General features: G+C 69.3%; 22 protein-coding genes. 8 read left to right on the top strand and 14 right to left on the bottom strand.

What is annotated here, in order from left to right; all coding sequences use genetic code 11:
* Positions 1 to 47 precede the first annotated feature (47 nt).
* From CDOO_RS00650 to CDOO_RS00615, 8 genes are read right to left on the bottom strand one after another with little or no spacing between them, the layout of a single operon-like run.
* Positions 48 to 1,094 carry an NAD(P)-dependent alcohol dehydrogenase gene (locus CDOO_RS00650; RefSeq protein ID WP_018022899.1) on the bottom strand — a complete coding sequence of 349 codons (1,047 nt, stop codon included), beginning with the start codon at positions 1,092 to 1,094 and terminating at the stop codon, positions 48 to 50.
* A gap of 24 nt (positions 1,095 to 1,118) precedes the next feature.
* On the bottom strand, positions 1,119 to 1,403 hold the full coding sequence (locus CDOO_RS00645; RefSeq protein ID WP_018022898.1) for a hypothetical protein: 285 nt from the start codon (positions 1,401 to 1,403) through the stop codon (positions 1,119 to 1,121).
* 58 nt (positions 1,404 to 1,461) lie between these two features.
* Positions 1,462 to 1,773, bottom strand: coding sequence for a DMT family transporter (locus tag CDOO_RS00640; RefSeq protein ID WP_018022897.1), 312 nt, complete (start codon positions 1,771 to 1,773; stop codon positions 1,462 to 1,464).
* The gene (locus CDOO_RS00635) at positions 1,770 to 2,102 is read right to left on the bottom strand and encodes a DMT family transporter (protein WP_018022896.1); all 333 of its coding nucleotides are present in this window, start codon (positions 2,100 to 2,102) and stop codon (positions 1,770 to 1,772) included. Before CDOO_RS00635 ends, CDOO_RS00640 begins: the two co-directional genes overlap by 4 nt.
* Complete coding sequence (locus CDOO_RS00630) at positions 2,099 to 2,389, bottom strand: MGMT family protein (RefSeq protein WP_018022895.1); 291 nt, start codon at positions 2,387 to 2,389, stop codon at positions 2,099 to 2,101. Before CDOO_RS00630 ends, CDOO_RS00635 begins: the two co-directional genes overlap by 4 nt.
* Positions 2,386 to 3,192, bottom strand: a complete 807-nt coding sequence (locus tag CDOO_RS00625; RefSeq protein WP_018022894.1) for a VOC family protein — start codon at positions 3,190 to 3,192, stop codon at positions 2,386 to 2,388. Before CDOO_RS00625 ends, CDOO_RS00630 begins: the two co-directional genes overlap by 4 nt.
* Positions 3,193 to 3,195: 3 nt before the next feature.
* The gene (locus CDOO_RS00620) at positions 3,196 to 3,486 is read right to left on the bottom strand and encodes an RNA-binding S4 domain-containing protein (protein ID WP_018022893.1); all 291 of its coding nucleotides are present in this window, start codon (positions 3,484 to 3,486) and stop codon (positions 3,196 to 3,198) included.
* 31 nt (positions 3,487 to 3,517) lie between these two features.
* Positions 3,518 to 4,243: an SDR family oxidoreductase gene (locus CDOO_RS00615; protein ID WP_026159489.1), complete on the bottom strand. Its 726-nt coding sequence runs from the start codon at positions 4,241 to 4,243 to the stop codon at positions 3,518 to 3,520.
* A gap of 313 nt (positions 4,244 to 4,556) precedes the next feature.
* Here CDOO_RS00615 and CDOO_RS00610 point away from each other — a divergent pair, with 313 nt between their 5' ends.
* On the top strand, positions 4,557 to 5,360 hold the full coding sequence (locus tag CDOO_RS00610; RefSeq protein ID WP_018022891.1) for a M23 family metallopeptidase: 804 nt from the start codon (positions 4,557 to 4,559) through the stop codon (positions 5,358 to 5,360).
* 4 nt (positions 5,361 to 5,364) lie between these two features.
* Here CDOO_RS00610 and CDOO_RS00605 read toward each other — a convergent pair whose 3' ends face one another.
* The gene (locus CDOO_RS00605; RefSeq protein WP_018022890.1) at positions 5,365 to 6,081 is read right to left on the bottom strand and encodes an alpha-ketoglutarate-dependent dioxygenase AlkB family protein; all 717 of its coding nucleotides are present in this window, start codon (positions 6,079 to 6,081) and stop codon (positions 5,365 to 5,367) included.
* A 67-nt stretch (positions 6,082 to 6,148) separates the two neighbouring features.
* Between CDOO_RS00605 and CDOO_RS00600 the strand changes: the two genes are divergently transcribed.
* From CDOO_RS00600 to CDOO_RS00590, 3 genes are read left to right on the top strand one after another with little or no spacing between them, the layout of a single operon-like run.
* A complete protein-coding gene (locus tag CDOO_RS00600) occupies positions 6,149 to 6,727 on the top strand; it encodes a sugar O-acetyltransferase (protein ID WP_018022889.1) in 579 nt (192 codons plus the stop codon).
* Positions 6,717 to 9,023: an ATP-dependent RNA helicase gene (locus tag CDOO_RS00595; protein WP_018022888.1), complete on the top strand. Its 2,307-nt coding sequence runs from the start codon at positions 6,717 to 6,719 to the stop codon at positions 9,021 to 9,023. Before CDOO_RS00600 ends, CDOO_RS00595 begins: the two co-directional genes overlap by 11 nt.
* 9 nt (positions 9,024 to 9,032) lie before the next feature.
* Positions 9,033 to 10,226 carry a heparan-alpha-glucosaminide N-acetyltransferase domain-containing protein gene (locus CDOO_RS00590; RefSeq protein WP_018022887.1) on the top strand — a complete coding sequence of 398 codons (1,194 nt, stop codon included), beginning with the start codon at positions 9,033 to 9,035 and terminating at the stop codon, positions 10,224 to 10,226.
* On the opposite strand, the gene CDOO_RS00585 is transcribed toward CDOO_RS00590, so the two are convergent.
* Positions 10,183 to 10,953: a TSUP family transporter gene (locus CDOO_RS00585; RefSeq protein WP_018022886.1), complete on the bottom strand. Its 771-nt coding sequence runs from the start codon at positions 10,951 to 10,953 to the stop codon at positions 10,183 to 10,185. The two genes, CDOO_RS00590 and CDOO_RS00585, sit on opposite strands and share 44 nt — an antisense overlap.
* Positions 10,954 to 10,977: 24 nt before the next feature.
* Here CDOO_RS00585 and CDOO_RS00580 point away from each other — a divergent pair, with 24 nt between their 5' ends.
* Positions 10,978 to 12,057 carry an AbrB family transcriptional regulator gene (locus tag CDOO_RS00580; protein ID WP_018022885.1) on the top strand — a complete coding sequence of 360 codons (1,080 nt, stop codon included), beginning with the start codon at positions 10,978 to 10,980 and terminating at the stop codon, positions 12,055 to 12,057.
* Here CDOO_RS00580 and CDOO_RS00575 read toward each other — a convergent pair.
* Positions 12,054 to 12,392, bottom strand: coding sequence for a YciI family protein (locus tag CDOO_RS00575; RefSeq protein WP_018022884.1), 339 nt, complete (start codon positions 12,390 to 12,392; stop codon positions 12,054 to 12,056). The genes CDOO_RS00580 and CDOO_RS00575 overlap by 4 nt on opposite strands.
* Complete coding sequence (locus CDOO_RS00570; RefSeq protein WP_018022883.1) at positions 12,393 to 14,093, bottom strand: DUF885 domain-containing protein; 1,701 nt, start codon at positions 14,091 to 14,093, stop codon at positions 12,393 to 12,395.
* A gap of 55 nt (positions 14,094 to 14,148) precedes the next feature.
* Here CDOO_RS00570 and CDOO_RS00565 point away from each other — a divergent pair, with 55 nt between their 5' ends.
* From CDOO_RS00565 to CDOO_RS00555, 3 genes are all read left to right on the top strand, one after another.
* The gene (locus CDOO_RS00565; RefSeq protein ID WP_018022882.1) at positions 14,149 to 14,886 is read left to right on the top strand and encodes an NAD-dependent deacylase; all 738 of its coding nucleotides are present in this window, start codon (positions 14,149 to 14,151) and stop codon (positions 14,884 to 14,886) included.
* Positions 14,887 to 14,925: 39 nt separating this feature from the next.
* The gene (locus CDOO_RS00560) at positions 14,926 to 15,624 is read left to right on the top strand and encodes a hypothetical protein (protein ID WP_018022881.1); all 699 of its coding nucleotides are present in this window, start codon (positions 14,926 to 14,928) and stop codon (positions 15,622 to 15,624) included.
* A gap of 69 nt (positions 15,625 to 15,693) precedes the next feature.
* Positions 15,694 to 16,770 carry a helix-turn-helix domain-containing protein gene (locus CDOO_RS00555; protein WP_026159487.1) on the top strand — a complete coding sequence of 359 codons (1,077 nt, stop codon included), beginning with the start codon at positions 15,694 to 15,696 and terminating at the stop codon, positions 16,768 to 16,770.
* A gap of 25 nt (positions 16,771 to 16,795) precedes the next feature.
* Here the strand turns inward: CDOO_RS00555 and CDOO_RS00550 are convergent, their stop codons facing one another.
* Positions 16,796 to 17,341, bottom strand: a complete 546-nt coding sequence (locus CDOO_RS00550; protein WP_018022879.1) for a gamma carbonic anhydrase family protein — start codon at positions 17,339 to 17,341, stop codon at positions 16,796 to 16,798.
* Positions 17,338 to 17,913 (bottom strand): HAD family hydrolase, encoded by a 576-nt coding sequence (locus CDOO_RS13115; RefSeq protein ID WP_018022878.1) that lies wholly within the window; start codon positions 17,911 to 17,913, stop codon positions 17,338 to 17,340. The genes CDOO_RS00550 and CDOO_RS13115 overlap by 4 nt, the downstream gene beginning before the upstream one ends.
* Between the last annotated feature and the right edge of the window lie 26 nt (positions 17,914 to 17,939).

Below are 17,939 nucleotides of genomic sequence, written 5' to 3'. Positions count from 1 at the left end.
CCAGCGCTCATGGCTGGACAAGCGTCGCAAAGCCCGCGGAACCAAACTCAGATAGTGCTTGCGTCGATGACGAAGCGGTACCTGACGTCGGCGGCGACGGTGCGCTCGTAGGCCTCGTTGATCCGGTCGGCCGAGATGAGTTCGATGTCGGCGGTGATGCCGTGCTCGCCGCAGAAGTCGAGCATCTCCTGGGTTTCGCGGATGCCGCCGACCAGTGATCCGGCCAGGGAGCCCCGCCGGTTGACCACCGATCCGGCGCGGATCTTCATGGGTTCGCCGGGGAGGCCGAGCTGGACGAGGGTGCCGTCGAAACGTAGAAGGCCGAGGTAGGCGTTGATGTCGATGTCCGCGGAGACCGTGTTGAGGATGAAGTCGAAGTGCTTGCGCAGTTCCCTGGGCAGCCCGTCGCGGGTGGCGATGAGATCCTTGGCTCCGTAGGCGAGGGCGTCGTCGCGCTTGCGGTCGGAGTGGGAAAAGACGGTGACCTCCGCACCCATGGCCAGGGCGATCTTCACGCCGACGTGGCCGAGGCCGCCCATGCCGACGACCGCGACGCGCGAGCCGGGGCCAACGTTCCAGTGCCTGAGCGGCGAGTAGGTGGTGATGCCCGCGCAGAGCAGCGGTGCCGCGCCTGCGGGGTCGAGGCCGTCGGGGATCCGCAGCACGAACGATTCCCGCACGACGATGGACCTGGAGTAGCCGCCCTGCGTGTATTCGCCGTCGGAGAACCGGTCGACGTCGCCGTAGGTTCCCACGGCACCGCGCTCGCAGTAGGAGATCTCCCCCTGGCTGCAGGGATCACACTCGCCGCAGGAGTTGACGAAACAGCCGACACCCACCCGGTCTCCGACGGTGAAGGCCGTCACCGACGAACCGACCGCGGACACGATGCCGACGATCTCATGCCCCGGGGCCAGCGGCCACTGCCGCTCGCCCCAGTCGCCGTTCATGGTGTGGATGTCGGAGTGGCAGACTCCGGCGAACTGGATGGCGATCTGGATGTCGTCGTTACGCAGCTCTCGACGCGTGATTTCCAGCGGTTCGAGGGGACGTCCGGGACCGTGGGCACCGATGGCGCGGGTGGAGGTGGTCATGGCGGCGAGCGTACGCCGCGGAGACTAGGAGCGGCCGAGGAACGGGATGTCGCTGGAGCCCCAGAACGCACCCAGCCGGTCATTGCTGGTGGAGAGGAACAGAGAGAGGAACGGCGCGATGAGGGGGGTGATCAGGGCGATCGCGGGGTTGTACAGCCAGAATCCGGCATCACCCCACACGGAGGAGTTGTCCACCCACGCCTGCGAGCTCGCTCCGGGTGCAGCCTGTTCCTGGGCGACGGAGGTGGCGGGAGTGGCGAGGCTGATGGTGGCGGCGGTGAGGAGTCCGAGGGCAACGGTGCGTTTCATGTTTTCTCCTGGAAAGTAGGGGTTACCTGCCCCTACTATCGCGGCCAGCACCCAGGCGTTACCCCGTCTCCACCATGATCACGCCGATCATGATGAGCACCACGCCCACCGACATCACCCAGGTGAACTTCTCCCCGAAGAACACCCGGCCCAGGATCGCGGTGAGGGCGACGCCGGTGGCGGTCCAGATGCCGTAGGCCACGCCGAGCGCCATGCCCGCGGTCAGGGTGAGTGAGAGGAACACGTAGGAGGTGACGTATCCGGCGGCGACGAGCAAGTACAGCCAACGACGTCCGGCCGCCGCCATGCGCAGACTCATCGTCGCGGACACCTCAAACGCTATGGCCAGGGCGAGAAAGAGCCAGCTCATCGTTTCTTCTCCCGCCCGCCGAGCTCGATGCACAGCACCCCGGCGACGATGATGGCGATGCCCGCGAGCATGAGCCCGCTGAGCGGCTCGCCGAACAGCACGGGCGCGAGCAGCGCGGTGGCCGCGACGCCGACCGCGCCCCAGATGCCGTAGGCCACCCCGATGGGCATGCCCAGGCGCAGCACCCGGTCGAGGCAGGTGAACGCGGCGACGTACCCGATCAACACGACGGCGTACAGCCACGGGATGTTCAGCGCGGCCTTCAACGAGAGCGTGGCCACGATCTCCGCGATGATCGCCGCGCCCAGCCAGGTCGCCGGATGATTCATTCTCCCCATTCCACTCGGTGTGTTTTCAGATCTACCCGGCCGTCCCGGTGCCCGATCCCCGCCGCGTCCCAGAACTCGCTGGCCCGGGCGGCGTCGTGGCCACGGCCGTCGCTACGTACCACCCGCCACCATTCGGTGAGCGCGCCGTACTCGCGCAGGATCCCACCCACCTGCCGCGGCCCGGTGCCCACCACGGCGGCGAGGTCGCCGTAGGTGGTCACCTCCGCGCCGGAGAGCTTGTCGACGGCCGTGAGCACGCGTTCGGCCACATCGGGCAGGTCGATCACAGGTCGAAGAGGTCGTCCGACTCGCGCAGTTCGTCCTCGAAGACGGGTTCATCCACCGCGCACAGCGTCACCGTGGCGCCGGTGGAGTCGGCGACGATGGCCAGGCGGCCGAACTCCGACTCGAAGGGGGCGCGGATGACTTCGCCGCCGAGCTCGTCAACGCGTCGGCAGGCGTCATCCACGTCGGCGACGCCGAGGAAGGACTGCCAGAAGCTGGGCACCTCGGGCGGGAAGGCGTCGGCGGCGTTGCGGATGCCGGCGAAGGCCGCGCCGTCCGCGAGGACGGTGGTGTAGCCGTAGTCCTCGTGCTCGACGGTGACCATGTTCCAGCCGAAGAGTGCGTGGTAGAAGTCCATGACCTCGTCGAATTTGCTGGTGGCGGAGTAGTCGTGCCACACCACGGTGCCGGGTTCGCCGGCGGCGACGAAGGCGTCCTCCCCGGCGGGCTCGATGAGGCCGAAGAGCCCACCCGCGGCGTCGGCGGCGACGCTCATGAGCCCCAGCTGGGCGTCGGTGGGGTCGGCGAGCACCCGGCCGCCGGCGGTGGCGATGTCGCGCCCGGCCTGCTCGATGTCATCGGCGAGGAAGTAGGTCACCCACGAGTCGGGCGTCGCGCCATCGTTGGGCAGGAAGCCGGCGACGGGCAGGCCGCCCATGCGGGCGATGAGGTAGGGGGAGTCCTCGCGTTCGGCGGCGATCTCCCAGCCGAGGAGCTTGGAGTAGAAGTAACTGGACTTGCGCGGGTCGGAGGTGCGCAGGTCGATCCAGTAGGGCATGCCGCCCTGGGCCTGAAATGCGGGCATGGTTTAGAGGTTCCTCCACTTTTCGGGGTCGAAGTCGTCGTCGGCGGTGGCCTCGTCGAAGTAGTCGTCGTCACCCTCGGCCTCGGTGCCGACGATGGCGCTGGCGTCACCGACGCGGATCTCCTCGCCGCCGCGCAGGGTGCGGCCGCGGCGGGTCTCCACCTCGCCGTCGACCGTCACGGCGCCGTCGGTGATGAGTTCCTTGGCCTGCCCTCCCGATTCCACGAGGTTGGCGAGCTTGATGAACTGCCCGAGTTTGATGCTCTCTCCGCTGACTGCGACATGTTCCGTCATGGCCGCGAGTCTAACCGGCTGCGGAGAAGAGCTAGCCCTGGTCCCTCGGCATGATGTTCATCGAGTCGATGTTGACCCGCGGCGGGAGGGACGCGACCCAGCGGATAGCCTCGGCGATGTCCTCGGCGACGAGGTTCTCCTTGCCCTCGTAGACGGCCCGGGCGCGGGCTTCGTCGCCGTCGAAACGCATGAGGGAGAAGTCGGTGGCCACCCGGCCGGGGTCGATCTCCGTGACCCGCACGCCGGCAGCGGCGTCGATCTCCTCCAGGCGGGTCACCCGCGTGAGCGCCTTGAGGCCGAACTTGGCGGCGTTGTAGCCGGAGCCGCCGAGGTAGGGGTCCAGCGCCGCCTTGGAGCCGATGTTGATGATCAGTCCCTCCCCCGATTCCCGCAGCCTGGGCAGCAGCGCCCGGGTCACACGCACCGTGCCGAGGACGTTGGTGTCGTACATCCACTGCCACTTCTCCAGGTCGGCCTCCGCCAGCGGCTCGAGCCCCCGGGCGCCGCCGGCGTTGTTGACCAGCAGGTCCACCCGGTCCAGGCCAGCGGCGAAACTATCGACGCTCGCCTGGTCCGTCACGTCCAGTTCCACCGCCGTGCCGCCGATCCGCTCGGCCACGGCCGTGAGTTTGTCCAGCCGACGGGCGGCGACGACGACGTGCCAGCCGTCGTGGGCGAGCGCCTCGGCGGCGGCGGCCCCGATGCCGGCGGATCCGCCGGTGACTACTGCGACGCGGGAAACACTGGAGTCAGTCATGGTGATCATCATCGCACGCTCTCGTCACTCCTCTCACGCCAGCCCCACTCATCACACAAATGGCCCACCGGATCGTCATCGCGGCCGCGGATTATCTCTATATCTTGGCACCACCCTGGTCGGAAACGGCGTGCCAGCTGGGAAAACGCTAGATGTGATCTTTTTGAGAACTTTGCCCGGGGAACGTGTTGCGCTCCCGAGTCCGAATCGTTATCCTCGACGGAGCCAAGTAACGAAACCGTTACAATTGAGTCTCGACTAGAACCCCCGCCCGTCTCTTCCGCGACGGACGCACTTCACGGAAAGATCCTCTATGCGCAGCAACTCCTCGCGTCCGTCCGTCGGCCGGCACCGCAAGATCACCACCTCGCAGACCCTCAAGAGTCGCGTGGCGCTCGCCGCCACCGCCGCGGGCACGATCTCCATGGCCGGTGCAGGCGGCGCAGCCGCCGGCGCGCTGCAGGCGGACGCGCAGGATCAGCCCGCCCCAGCCGCAGACTACACGCTGGCCGCCGACGCCGAGGCACTTCCCGAGTCCGCCAGCACCTCCGCCCCGCAGGTGCTCAGCATCGCTGAGTACAAGCCGGTTACCGGCCTCGACGATCAGTTGAACAAGGCCGTCCAGGCCACTAACGAGCGCGCCGCCGAGGCCGCCGCCGCAGCTCAGGCCACCGCCGTCGAGGCCGTCGGCCAGGCACAGGGCCTCACCACCGCCGGCATCACCGGCGCGAACGTGGTCAAGCCCGCCGAGGGTGTCTTCACTTCCGGATTCGGCATGCGCTGGGGCTCTATGCATTCAGGCATGGATATTGCTGGGCCGATCGGTACCCCGATTCTTGCGGCCATGGGCGGCACCGTCATCGACTCGGGCCCAGCCCAAGGCTACGGCAATTGGATCCGCATCCAGCACGATGACGGATCCATTGCTGTCTACGGCCACATGTCCACACTCGACGTCAGCGTCGGCCAAAAGGTCGTCGCTGGCCAGCAGATCGCCGGCATGGGCAACGAAGGTTTCTCCACCGGTTCCCACCTGCATTTCCAGCTTCATCCCGGTGGCGGCGCAGCCATCGACCCCGTGCCCTGGTTCGCCGAGCGCGGCGTTGTCATCGCCTAGGTTCTCACTGCTCCACCTGCCGGATCGTGATGTTGATCCGGCCCTCCTTCAGCCCCGTCCCAGCCGGTCCCGTGTGCGGGTGAATCCGGGGTACCCCGTGGTAGGCCCCGCGCGCGGGCCCTCCGAAGACGATGAGATCGCCGCTCATGAGCGTGACCTCGTCCCACGGTTTGTTGGGTGACTCCGTGCCGCCGATCCGGAACACCGCCTCATCACCGATGCTCAGCGAGACGATCGGCGCCGTCGAGAATTCGTTTGCGTCGACGTGCATGCCCATCGATGCGTCGGGGCGGTAGTAGTTCACCAGCGCCGCCTCCGGGCGGTAGCTCTCCCCCGCCCACGGCTCCAGCTCCTCGGCGACCCCCGCCGCGGCTGCCACCGCGGCGCGCGCGAGCTGCGTATATTCCCCGGGCAGCGGCGGCACCGCCACCCCGTCCACCTCGGAGACGTAGCCGTAGGGACGGGCCCGCCAGTGATGCCCCAGCGAAAGCATGTACACACTCATCTGTCCTCCGGCGGTCACCGGGCGGGTCATCCCCAGCGGGGTCCCGGCCAGTCCCGCCGCGATCTCGCGGGCCCGGGCGACGAGGTGGGCCTGGTCGTCGATACGCAGCCAGCCAGGAAGATGTGCGATGCCGGGGCCGACGCGGCGGGCGGGACGGTCGAGGGAATCAAAGAGTGTTGGCACGTCGCGGGCCTCCTGGGGTTCAATGGGGATCATGACTGATCCTAGGTTTGACCCGACCAGCCCGGAGAGGTGGGATCCGCGCTTCCGCACGTTCGAGCGGATGAGCTCCGGAAAGTGGTACACCCCCGGCAGCGACGAGCTCGAGGCGATGCACGCACGTGTGCGCGAAGTTCTGCGGGAGGTCAACGCGCTGGGCAACGTCGACATCCCCCGTGCCGGCGAGATGCTCCGCGGGATCCTCGCGGAGGGTTCGCACGTGCCGGAATGGTGGGCACCGATGTCCATCGAGTACGGCGCCAACCTCTCCTTCGGCGAGAAATGTTTCATCAACACCGGGATGACCATCATCGACTGCGCGCCGATCACCGTGGGCGCCCGCACCCTCTTCGGCCCGAACTGCGAGCTCATCACGGTCGGCCACCCGGTCCAGGACCTGGAGATGCGCCGCGCCGGCTGGGAGATCGCCGAACCCATCACCATCGGCGAATCCTGCTGGTTCGGCTCGCGGGTCTCGGTCATGCCCGGCGTCACCATCGGCGACCGCTGCGTCATCGCCGCCGGCACGGTGGTCACCCGGGACATCCCCGATGATTCGCTGGTCATGGGCGTGCCCGGCAGGGTGGTGAGGACGCTTAACGACGGCACTTCGCCGCTGGAGCGCGACGACATTGACGTTTGATCTCGCCGCGATCGGCCGGGGCCTGCCGGTCGCCGAGACCGTCTCCCGCCTGCCGGGGCTGATCGAGTCCACCGGTTCGCTGGTCGTCGAGGCACCCCCGGGCACGGGCAAGACCACGTTGATCCCACCCGCGCTGGCCAACCACACGGGCGGGAAGGTGCTGGTCACTGCTCCCCGGCGCGTGGCCGTGCGCGCCGCCGCCCGTCGCCTGGCCTCTCTCGACGGCTCCCGCCTGGGTCAGCGGGTGGGTTACTCCATGCGCGGGGACCACAAGGACGGTTCGGCCGTGGAGTTCATGACCCCGGGTGTGCTGCTGCGCCGGCTGCTCGCCGACCCCTCACTCGAGGGAATCAGCGGGGTCATCGTCGACGAGGTGCACGAGCGCCAGACCGACACCGACCTGGTCCTGGGCATGCTCATCGAGCTGGCCCAGCTGCGCGACGACCTGCGCCTGGTGGCCATGTCCGCCACCCTCGACGCGGCGCGCTACTCCAACCTGCTCGGCGGCGCGGAGGTGCTCTCCACCCCTGCGGTGACCCACCCGCTGGAGTACCGCCACGCCCCACACCCGGGCCGGCTGGAGCAGAGCACGGACTTCTACACCCACCTCGCCCGCCTGGCCACGGACGCCGTGGCCGAGCGAGGCGAGTCCGCCCTGGTGTTTGTCCCCGGTGTCCGCGAGGTGGAGCGGGTGGTCGCCGCCGCCGGTCCGCGGGCAATGGCGCTGCACGGCCGCCTCGAGGCGCAGAAGCAGGACGCCGCGCTCACGGACACGGGTACGCCACGCATCGTCGTCTCCACGGCCGTGGCCGAGTCCTCCCTCACCGTCCCCGGCGTGCGCATCGTGGTGGACTCCGGTCTGTCGCGCGTGCCGCGTCGCGACGCCACCCGCGGCATGACCGGCCTGGTCACCGTCTCGGAAGCGCGCTCCACCGCCGATCAGCGGGCCGGGCGCGCCGGCCGGGAGGGCCCCGGCCTGGTCATCCGTGCCTTCAGCGAGGCCGAGTACCGGCACCTCACGCCGGCGATCACCCCGGAGATCGCCACCTCCGACCTCACCGATGCCGCACTGACCATGGCGTGCTGGGGCACCCCGCGCGGAGACGGCCTGCCGCTTCTCGATCCCCCGCCCGCCCAGGCCATCGCCGACGCCGAGGAGACCCTGCGTGCGCTCCGCGCCGTCGACGCGGACGGCCTACCCACCGAACACGGCCGCCGGCTCTCTCTCCTGCCCCTGGACCCGCGGCTGGCCACCGCGCTGCTGCGCCACGGCTCCCGGGCGGCCGGGGTTGTGGCCGTTCTCGCGGACTCGCCGCGGGGCGACGTGGCCCGCGCCCGGCCGGATGAGCGGCAGGTGCGACGGTTGGCGGCGCTGGTCGGCGACCGTGGCCCCGCTGCCCCGGGCCCGGTCGTCGCCGCGGCCTACCCGCTGTGGGTGGCCCGGCGTTCCGGCGACGAGTACCTGCTCGCCTCGGGAACCCGCGCCCGCCTGCCAGCGGACCTGGGTCTGGACGGCTCGGAGTGGCTGGCGGTCGCCGACGTCTCACGCACCGGCCAGCACTCCACCATCCGGGCCGGCGCGCACCTCTCGGAGGCCGAGGCGCTGGAAGCGGTCGGCGTGACGGAGGACCTCGAGGCCTCGCTCGTCGGCGGCAGAGTCCGCGGGCGCCGGGTGCGCCGCACCGGTGCCATCGAGCTGAGCTCCACCCCGGTGAAGGTTCCCGCCGCCCAGGCCGCCGAGGCGCTGGCGAAGACCGTCGCCCTCGACGACTTCACCTTCTCCGAGAAGGCCGCCGCGCTGCGCGATCGCCTGGCCTTCCTGCACCAGCAGATCGGGGAGCCCTGGCCGGACCCCTCGGGCGTGGATCTCGGCCCGGAGCTGCAGAAGGTGGGCAACGGGGCGTCGATAAGCACCGTGGACATGTACCCCGCCATGCAACGCCTTTTGCCGTGGCCCGACTCCACGCGGATCGGGGAGCTCGCGCCGGAGCGCCTCAGCGTGCCCAGCGGATCGTTTCCCCGGATCTCCTACGCGGAGGGGCGGCCCGTGGTGCGGGTGAAGCTGCAGGAGTGTTTCGGGCTCGCGACTTCTCCGGAGTGCGCCGGCGTGCGGGTGCAGTTCCACCTGCTCTCCCCGGCGGGCCGGCCGCTGGCGGTGACCGACGACCTGGCGAGCTTCTGGTCCGGGCCCTATGAGGGCGTGCGCAAGGACATGCGCGGGCGTTACCCCAGACATCCCTGGCCGGAGGATCCGTGGAGCGCGCAGGCTACCGCGCGGACGAAGAACCGCATGTAGGTTCGATGCATGAACCTGCGCATCCACGGCATTGATCTCGCCCGCGGCCTGGCGATTCTGGGCATGATGCTGGCCCACTTCGCCGACCCGCTCAGCAGGGTGGGAACACTAATCGACGGCTTCCCTTCCACCCTCTTCGCCGTCGTCGCCGGTTTCTCCCTCGCGCTCATTCATTCCCGGGCCCCCGAGAGCCCTGCGCCGCTGTTGATCCGGGGGGTGATCCTGTTTCTCCTCGGATCGGCGATCTCCGCGGTTCCTTCGATCGCGCAAGTGCTCACCTCGGTGGCGCTGATCTACCTCCTCCTCTTCTGGGTGCCCCGGCTGCGCACGCGCCACGTCACCGTCGTGTTTGTCGTTCTCGTGGTGGCCAGCGCGCTGGCTTCCTCTTTCGGCTTCTCCATGACCGTCTATCCGCCAGCCGCCTGGCTGGTCTACGGAACCCTGGGTGTGCTGCTGTTTCGGCTGCAGGAGCGGGCGCCGCAGCGCATCCCGGCGGTGCTGCTCGGCGCAGCGGTGGTTGCCGGCCTGAGTCTGTGGTGGCGGGTGAATTCGGTGGGGTACCAGTTCCTCGGCGACAGCGTCTCACCGGTGGACCACGGATCTACCATGTATGAGCCCATGGGGTTCACCCCCGCGGACAGTCTCTCCGCCGCGCTGACGCCGTTGCCTCATTCGGGAAGTCTGGGCGACCTGCTGAGCACTGGGTCGATGGCCGTGCTGGTCATTCTCGGGTGCCTGCTGCTCACCCGCATGCGGGCGGTGGTGAGCGCGACGTGGCCGCTGCGTGCGGTCGGCCGGGCGGCGCTGACCGTGTACCTGCTGCACGTTCTCACCGCCGGGTTCTACCTCCAGCACGAGACGCAGGCCGAGTTCCCCGTGCCGGATGCCACTGATTCCGCCCAGGAGGAGCCCTCGCTGGAAGGCTACCAGGAGGTGGTCGCCGGGGCCGACACCTGGGAGGAGCTCTACGAGGCCGAGGCGGAGTTCTACGGCTACGCGGATGCGGGCGCCGGGGATGCAGCGAAGTACAGCAAACCTGCCGGCCCGAACACCCGCTGGTGGGCGTTCGGCATCAGCGCGCTGACCGCGCTCGTCCTCGCCCCGCTGTGGCTGCACTTCTTCCGCCGCAGCCCGATGGAGTGGCTGGTGTCGCGGCTGATCAGGTCAGGTGCAGCTGCTGATAGGTCAGCACACACGCCATGATGACCACGAGCGCGAGCACCGCGCAACGCACGAAGGACGCCCCGCCGCCGAGCACCGTGCGGGCGCCGATCTGCGCGCCGATGACGTTCGCCACGGCCAGCGCCAAACCCAGCGTGAACCAAATGTTGCCGCCGAGGGCGAAGACCACCAGCGCCCCGAGGTTGGTGGAGACGTTGACCACCTTGGTCATCACGGCGGAGTCGAGGAAGGACTGCGAGAAGATAGCGGTAAAGGCCATGATGAGGAACATGCCCGTGCCGGGGCCGAAGATGCCGTCGTAGAAACCCACGGCCGCGACCGCCACCAGGCCCAGGAGCGTGCGCGTGCGCGAGGACTGCGCCACCGCATCCGGGGAACCGAAGGCCGGCTTCAGCGCCACAAAAACACCCACGACGAGCATGAGCACGATGATGACCGGGCGCATGACGTCCTTGCTGATCAGGCTCGCCGCCGAGGCTCCCGCCCCGGACGCGACGAGTGCGAGCGGGACGTACCGCCAGAAGATCGACCGGTCCACCCCGCGCTTGCGCACCAGGGTCACCGCGGCCGAGGCCGTGCCCATCACCCCGGCCAGCTTGTTGGTTCCCAGCGCCGCGGCCGGCGCGATCTGCGGAAACGCGGCGAGGATGAGCGGGATGAGGATGAGACCACCGCCGCCGATGACGGCGTCCACCCACCCGGCGAGCATCGCGCCACCGAACAACACCGCCAACATGACCGGATCCATGCGCTCATCCTAGACTTACCCACCATGCTCTCCGGATCCTCTGCACTGCGCTGGGTGCTCGTCGCTCCCGGCTCGCTGGCGCTGGGGGCCGTGCTCACACACTTCGAGGTGCCCGCCTCGTGGATCCTCGGCGCGATTCTCGTCTCCGGGGCCATGGCCCTGTCCACGGGCACAGAACTCCCCGTCAACCAGCACTTCTACCGCTTTGCCCGGGGCATCATCGGCATTCTCGCCGGACTTCCGCTGGTGGGTATGCCCCCGCGTGACCTGCCGGGGCTGCTGCCCCCGGGCCTGTTTGTCGCGGTGATCACGCTGGGCATCGGCATCGCCGGCGGCCTGCTGCTGGCCCGCGCGCAGAAGGACATCAGCGAGGAATCGGGGATCCTTTCCATGCTCGCCGGCGGGGCGTCGATGATGCCGGCCATCGCCTCGGACGTGGGCGCGGACGCCCGGTACGTGGCCCTGGCCCAGTACCTGCGCCTGCTCACGGTCTCCATGACCCTGCCCGTGGCGGCAAGCTTCATGGCGCACCCCGCGGATTCCGCGGCGGCGGCACCCACCGCTTCGGTTCAGGACAACTGGGGGATGATCGCCCTGGTGGTGGCCGTGGCCCTGCTCGGCGACCCACTCGGACGGCTCATCCGCCTGCCCGTGCCCAGCGTGCTGGCGCCGCTGCTCATCACGGTCGGGGTTTCGCTGGTGCTTCCCGACGGCCTGAGCATGACGCCCCCGGAGATCCTGCAGATCATCGCGTTCATGTCCATTGGCTGGGTCTGCGGCGGCGCGCTCTCGGTACCGGCGCTGCGGGCCTTCGCCAGGAACCTGCCCGCGACCATCGGTTTCATCGTCGTCGTCATGGCCGCGTGTGCGCTGACGGCGCTGGCGCTGGTGCCCTGGTTGGGTATCACCTACTTCGAGGCCTACCTGGCCACCAGCCCGGGCGCGCTGGAGACGGTTCTCGCCCTGGGCGCCGAGGGCGGGGCTGGTCCGGAGGTGGTGGCCATCCAGATCATCCGCCTGCTGTGTGTGCTGCTCATCGCGGCGTGGCTGCCGCAGGTCATCCGCCTGGTGACAGGAAAGTGGCGGAAGGGCCGAGAGGACTAACCCTGCATGGCGCGGAGTTCGATCTCCCGGCCGCACGCGGAGGCGGCGCGCACGGCAAGTGCCTCGGCCTCGGTGCGGTTGTCCACCTCGACGACCCAGAAGCCGCCGAGCTGGGCGCCGCCGGCGCGGACGGGGCCGTCGGAAAGCTGGCCTTCGGGGGTCACGGTGACTCCCTCCGCCGGGGCGGTGAGCCCGCAGGCGTAGACAAAACGTTTGGAGTCCATGAGCTCGGAGTTGAACGCGTCGACGGCGGCGAAGGCCTCCTCCGGGGCGCGGGTATCGGTGGTGACGGTCACGTCGGGGTCGTAGACGACCGCAAGCAGGAACTGTGCCATTTAGTCGAGCACCTCTGATCTGAGAATGGACATGGGCACGCTGCCGAGTGACAGCGCGCGGGTATGAAATTCGAGCGGGGTCTGGCCCTGGGCGAGCGCCTCGTCCCGGGTGTCGCGCCAGATCTTCTGGCCCAGCGCGTAGGACGGGGCCTGGCCCGGCCAACCGAGATAACGTTCGACCTCAAAGTACAGGTTCGCCTCGTCCATCGCAGAGTTCTCCCGCAGGAAGGACCGGGCGTAGGAGCTGTCCCACAGGCCGGTGCACTCCGGGACCTTCTTGCTCAGGTGGACGCCGATGTCCAGGACCACCCGCGCGGCACGCAGGCGCTGCGAGTCGAGGTAGCCCATCCGGTTGCCCAGGTCCTCGAAGTAACCCAGGTCGTTCATCAGCGACTCGGCGTAGAGCGCCCAGCCCTCGCCGTGGCCCGAGTTCCAGCAGGCGACGCGGCGCCAGAGGTTGAGGTCCGGCTCGGTCATCGCCTGGCCGAGCTGCAGGTGGTGGCCCGGGACGCCCTCGTGGAAGATCGTGGTCAGCTCCTGCCAGGTGTGGAAGGTCTCCTGGCCCGCGGGAATGGACCACCACATCTGTCCCGGGCGGGCGAAGCCGTCGGAGGGCGGGGTGTAGAAGATGCCGCCGGTGCCGGCGGGATCAATGCGGGCCCTGATCTCGCGGATCTGCTCGGGCACGGCGAACTCGGTGCCGTGGACGGCAGAGAGGGTGTCGTCGGCGACCTGCTGCATCCATTCCTGCAGTGCCTCGGTGCCGTGGATGGTGTAGCGCTCCTCGGCGTTGAGTTTGCGGTACGCCGCGCGCACCGTGCACTCGTTGCCGTAGAGCTCGTGGGCGATGGCCTCCTGCTCGGCGACGATCTCCTGCAGGCGCTGGAGCCCCCACTGGTAGGCCTCGTCCAGGTTGACCTGGTCGCCGACGAAGTAGTGGGAGAAGAGCTCGTAGCGCTCGCGGCCGACGGCGTCCTCGTGGCTGGCCTGCGGGGCCAGGTCGGTGGAGAGCCAGTCGGCGAGCTGGGAGAAGGCCTCCTTGGCGTCCTCGACCTCGTGGCCGTCGGGATCGACACCCAGGGTCTCGAGGAGGGACTCGGATTTGGCCAGGGACTCGCACTCGTCGATGACGGCGTCGATCTGCCGGTGGGGGGCGACGTAGCCCTGGCCGGCCGCCTCGGTGAGGGATTCGCGGTAGCCCTCCAACGCGCGGGGGATCCGGGACATCCGCGAACGCAGGTTGTCCAGCTCATCCGCCGTCTCGTTGGGCATGAGTGTCAGGGAGTCCCGGATGGTCTGCACGGGAGAGTCGATGTTGTTGAGCAGTCGCAGGTACTCGCCGCGGTGGTGGAGATCCACCTCGAGGCCGAGGCGTTCGTTGAGGATGGCGGCGGTGACGTGGTCGACCTTGTCGAAATCGTCCTCGTCGTCGGAGTCGTCCGTGCCGTCGTTGAGCGCGTCGACGTCGGCGAGCATTTCGCGGGTGCGCTCGGCGACGGCGTCCCAGTAGTCCGGGGAAAAGTCCTGCAGCTGTCCGTCGTATCCCTCGATGCCCCAGGCGGTGGCGTCGGTGGGGCTCAGGGCGGCGAGGTCGTAGACGTATCCGTCACAGGTGGCGTCGAGCAGCGAAGGTGGGCGGCCCGCATCCGTGGTTGAGTCCGACCGGGTGTGGCCGTCAGACTCGTGAAACTCTGCAGTCATAACGGGTCATCCTAACCGTGACGTGGACGTTTTCTCCACCCGTAGGATGGCGGTCATGGACGAGGCACTGAACCTGCTCAAGGGCGCCCGGCACATTCATGTCTTCAGCGGCGCGGGCATGTCGGCGGACTCCGGCATCGCCACCTACCGCGACGCCGAGACCGGGGTGTGGGAGAACGTCGACCCGACCGCCATGGCCAGCATCGACGCGTGGGCGGTGCGCCCGGAGGAGATGTGGGCCTGGTACCTCTGGCGCGCCTCGCTGGTGCGGCGCGCGGAGCCCAACGCCGGCCACCGGGCGCTCGCCGATCTCGCGCGCACCCGCGAGGTGAGCGTGACCACACAGAACATCGACGACCTCCACGAGCGCGGCGGTTCCGCCGACGTCACGCACCTGCACGGCTCGTTGTTCGACTTCCGCTGCTCCTCCTGCGGGCAGCCCTGGGAGCAGGAACCGACGCTTCTCGACGACCCCGTGCCCGCCCTCGCTCCCCCACGCTGTCCGTCGTGTGACGGATTGATCCGGCCCGGGGTGGTCTGGTTCGGCGAGGCGCTGCCCGCGCGGGAGTGGGAACGCGCGGAGCAGCACATGCGCTCGGCGGATGCGGTGATCATCGTGGGCACCTCCGGGGTGGTGTTCCCGGCGGCGTCCCTGCCGCTCATCGCCGTGGAACGTGGGATCCCCGTCATCGAGGTCTCACCCGCGCGCACGGATCTCACCCGATATGTCGACGCCTACGTGGACGGGACCTCGGCGGAGATCCTGCCCCGGCTGGTGCGCTCGCTTGGGTAGAGTTCGGGCGACAGTGAACGTCGATCGAGGGGACCACCCATGAGCACCTATTCGCTACTGATTCTCGAACCGAACGAGGACACCCAGGCCCTGGTGGCGGAGGTTGATCCCAGGGAGCTGGCTGCGGAGGTCGTCGACAAGCGGCGAAACGACTCCCCCCGCTCGAGCCGGGCGCTCGACGAGGTCGTGGCCCGGAAGGAGTTCGACGCGTTCATCGCCGGGTTCAAGGTGGCGCAGCTGGAGATTCCCGAGCACGACATGGATGACACGTTCATCGAGCTGCGCCAGCATGTCCTGCCCCACGGGCTGGTGGTCATCTGGGACGGCTCGTTCGAGACCCTGGCGTTCGGCGACGAGGTGCGCAACATCGGCACGCAGCAGTGGAACACCTCTGCCCCGTGGGCGTCGCCGAGCAGGATTCCCCAGGTGGTGGAGCAGATCCGGCATCGTCAGGTCACGGAGGGAGACCCCGACAATCCGGACGGCCTGCAGGAGTTTGTCACCTACAGCGACCTCGAGGCCGACGAGTACCACTACTGCCAGCTGAGCTACCGCCCCACCGCGGAGAGTTTTGTCCTCGAGTTCCGCAAGGGTTTCGACGAGGCCACCGATCACCGCCACGCGTTTATCGCCGACGCCGACGAGGTCACCGAGCTGGTGCGCCGCTGGTTCCGGGGCGAGGAGCCCTACAAGGGTGACGATCGTTTCCTCGCGGGGCTGCCCGCCGCCACGCCTTAGACCAAGCGGTCTATTTTCGAACGGGGGTCGTAGACAACGCGGTCTATCGGGCGGGCTATGCTGGGTGTCATGCGCCGCCCGGAACCCGTCTTCGCACTCCCCGCCACCCCGGCGGCGAAGTGCCTGTTCCTCATGCGCCAGCAGTCCCTGACCACCCGGTCCGACCTCATCGAGGCCACCGGCCTCTCCCAACCCACCATCACCCGCGCGGTGGCCTCGCTACTCGACGTCGGCCTGGCCACCCAGCGCACCGACCTCACCCGTTCCCACGGCCGCGGCCGCCCCACCGTCCCCCTGCAGGTCACGGGCGAGGACTGGACCCACGCCGGGCTCGCGGTGGGCACCCATTCGACGTACATCGGGCTTTTCGACGTCCGCGGCCGCACCATCCGCGAAATCGACACCGACCTGCCCGTCAGCCGGATGGCCGGCGATGACGTCGTCGAGCACCTCATCGCGGGCCTCAACCGCCTCACGGCCGGGGTTGACCGGCCGCTGCGCACCCTCGGGGTGACGTTCCCGGGTTTCGTGCGTGACGACGGCCGCATCCACGCCCCCTCGCTGGGCTGGGTCGACGTCGACATCGCCGCCCGCCTGCGTTACCAGTTCTCCATCCCGGCCACGATCTCGGCGGCCGTCCCCGCCTTCCTAGGCGCCGAGCTGCAGGACGCGGACACCCAGTTCGCCGACGAACCCTCCGTGGCCCTGGCGCTGTTCGCCGACGACTCCATCGGCGCCGCCGTCTCCGGGCCCATGGGGGTCACGCAGGTCTCCGTCCCGCTCGCCGACGACTCGATCCTGCCCACCGCGGGCCTGCTCGCCGGCACCGGGGCCGCCACGTTGTCCGAGCTCGTGGCCTCGGGCGAGGCACGCGAGCTTCTCGACACCCGCGCCACCGGCCTCGGCGAGCTCGCTGCCGACCTCATCGCCGACCGCGCGCCGTCGACCGTCGTGGTGGCCGGCTCCGCCTTCATCGACGACCCCCTGGCGCCAGGCAGGTTCGCCCGCACCGTCCGGGCGGCCCTGGGCCCGGCCGCGGAGAGTGTGAGCCTGCGCCTGATCCCGACGCACCGCGAGTTCGTCCGGGCCATCGCCCGCGCCGTCGCCCTCGACGCGCTGCTGCGGGATCCGCTGTCGCTGGTATGAGTCCGGGCGCAGGATCGACCCCGGCCTAGGAGTACCGCACCTCGTCGAGCGTCAGCGACTCCCCCAGCCCGGCGTGCTCGCGCCCCAGATCGACGTAGCGGCCGGCGTGCGGAATGAACGCGGCCGACTCCTCGGCAGACAGTTCCCGGCGCACCTTGCCCGGTACTCCGGCCACCAGCACCCGCTCAGGCACCTCGAACCCCTCGAGCACCACCGCGCCGGCGGCGACGAGCGACCCGGCCCCGACCCGGGAGCGGGAGAGCACCCGCGCGCCCATGCCAATCAGGGCGCCGTCGCCGACGACCGCACCATGCACCAGCGCCTGGTGGCCGACGGTGACGTCCTCGCCGAGCACGCAGTCGGCGTCGCGGTCGACGTGGAACACACAGTCGTCCTGGATGTTGGATCGGGCACCGACGACGATGCTGCCAACGTCGGCGCGCAGGACCGCGCCGTAGAAGACGGACACGTCGGGGCCGATCTCGACGTCACCGACGATGACGGCTCCCGGCGCGATGAACGCGGACGAGTGGATGCGCGGCGTCTTGCCGCCGAACGGTCGGATGATCACAGGAATTCCTCCACACTTTCGGGTCCGGTATAGGTTACCGCCGTCAATCCTGCCTCTTCCGCGGCCGCGAGCGCAGAAGGATCAGCGCAAACGTAGAGCGATCCCTTGGCACTCGCGCCCATGACCTCCAGCGCGACCTGGAAGGAGCGGGGGTCGGCGGCGGGCAGTCCGATGTCGCAGGAGAGCACCACCGCCACGAAGGAGCGGAGCCAGGGGAACTCGGTGCGCATGATCGTCGATAAGCCGGTGGGTACATCCGCGACGATCCCGCACGCGTGGCCGGCGACCTGCGCCCGCTGGGCCACTGCCAGGGCCGCACCGTCGACCTCGAGGTAGGCGGCCCAGTCCGCGGCGACTGCGGCCGCCGTGTCGAAGGGAGCGAGCCCGCCGCGTGTGGCGATGGAGTCCCAGTAGTGGCGTTCCTCGAACTCGCCGAGGTCGAGCTGCGGGCGCAGATCCGCGTAGTCGGGCCAGAATGAGGCGGTGCCCACGACCTCTTCGATCCCCGCCAGCGCTGCCGGGGAGGGGGTGCGCAGGAGCACACCGGTGAGGTCGAAGAGGGCGGTGGTCATGAGCCCACCCTAGTGATTTAGGCTCC

Source organism: Corynebacterium doosanense CAU 212 = DSM 45436 (assembly GCF_000767055.1).
Taxonomy (GTDB): domain Bacteria; phylum Actinomycetota; class Actinomycetes; order Mycobacteriales; family Mycobacteriaceae; genus Corynebacterium; species Corynebacterium doosanense.
This window is presented reverse-complemented; position numbering and strand designations above follow the sequence as displayed.

Excerpts from the sequence above, each read along its gene's own strand:
- CDOO_RS00625 (WP_018022894.1), bottom strand. The coding sequence starts at position 3,192 with ATGCCCGCATTTCAGGCCCAGGGCGGCATGCCCTACTGGATCGACCTG.
- CDOO_RS00570 (WP_018022883.1), bottom strand. The coding sequence starts at position 14,093 with ATGACTGCAGAGTTTCACGAGTCTGACGGCCACACCCGGTCGGACTCA.
- CDOO_RS00580 (WP_018022885.1), top strand. The coding sequence starts at position 10,978 with ATGCTCTCCGGATCCTCTGCACTGCGCTGGGTGCTCGTCGCTCCCGGC.
- CDOO_RS00585 (WP_018022886.1), bottom strand. The coding sequence starts at position 10,953 with ATGGATCCGGTCATGTTGGCGGTGTTGTTCGGTGGCGCGATGCTCGCC.
- CDOO_RS00620 (WP_018022893.1), bottom strand. The coding sequence starts at position 3,486 with ATGACGGAACATGTCGCAGTCAGCGGAGAGAGCATCAAACTCGGGCAG.
- CDOO_RS13115 (WP_018022878.1), bottom strand. The coding sequence starts at position 17,913 with ATGACCACCGCCCTCTTCGACCTCACCGGTGTGCTCCTGCGCACCCCC.
- CDOO_RS00575 (WP_018022884.1), bottom strand. The coding sequence starts at position 12,392 with ATGGCACAGTTCCTGCTTGCGGTCGTCTACGACCCCGACGTGACCGTC.
- CDOO_RS00610 (WP_018022891.1), top strand. The coding sequence starts at position 4,557 with ATGCGCAGCAACTCCTCGCGTCCGTCCGTCGGCCGGCACCGCAAGATC.
- CDOO_RS00640 (WP_018022897.1), bottom strand. The coding sequence starts at position 1,773 with ATGAGCTGGCTCTTTCTCGCCCTGGCCATAGCGTTTGAGGTGTCCGCG.
- CDOO_RS00635 (WP_018022896.1), bottom strand. The coding sequence starts at position 2,102 with ATGAATCATCCGGCGACCTGGCTGGGCGCGGCGATCATCGCGGAGATC.
- CDOO_RS00600 (WP_018022889.1), top strand. The coding sequence starts at position 6,149 with ATGAGCTCCGGAAAGTGGTACACCCCCGGCAGCGACGAGCTCGAGGCG.
- CDOO_RS00560 (WP_018022881.1), top strand. The coding sequence starts at position 14,926 with ATGAGCACCTATTCGCTACTGATTCTCGAACCGAACGAGGACACCCAG.
- CDOO_RS00565 (WP_018022882.1), top strand. The coding sequence starts at position 14,149 with ATGGACGAGGCACTGAACCTGCTCAAGGGCGCCCGGCACATTCATGTC.
- CDOO_RS00555 (WP_026159487.1), top strand. The coding sequence starts at position 15,694 with ATGCGCCGCCCGGAACCCGTCTTCGCACTCCCCGCCACCCCGGCGGCG.
- CDOO_RS00615 (WP_026159489.1), bottom strand. The coding sequence starts at position 4,243 with ATGACTGACTCCAGTGTTTCCCGCGTCGCAGTAGTCACCGGCGGATCC.
- CDOO_RS00645 (WP_018022898.1), bottom strand. The coding sequence starts at position 1,403 with ATGAAACGCACCGTTGCCCTCGGACTCCTCACCGCCGCCACCATCAGC.
- CDOO_RS00590 (WP_018022887.1), top strand. The coding sequence starts at position 9,033 with ATGAACCTGCGCATCCACGGCATTGATCTCGCCCGCGGCCTGGCGATT.
- CDOO_RS00605 (WP_018022890.1), bottom strand. The coding sequence starts at position 6,081 with ATGATCCCCATTGAACCCCAGGAGGCCCGCGACGTGCCAACACTCTTT.
- CDOO_RS00650 (WP_018022899.1), bottom strand. The coding sequence starts at position 1,094 with ATGACCACCTCCACCCGCGCCATCGGTGCCCACGGTCCCGGACGTCCC.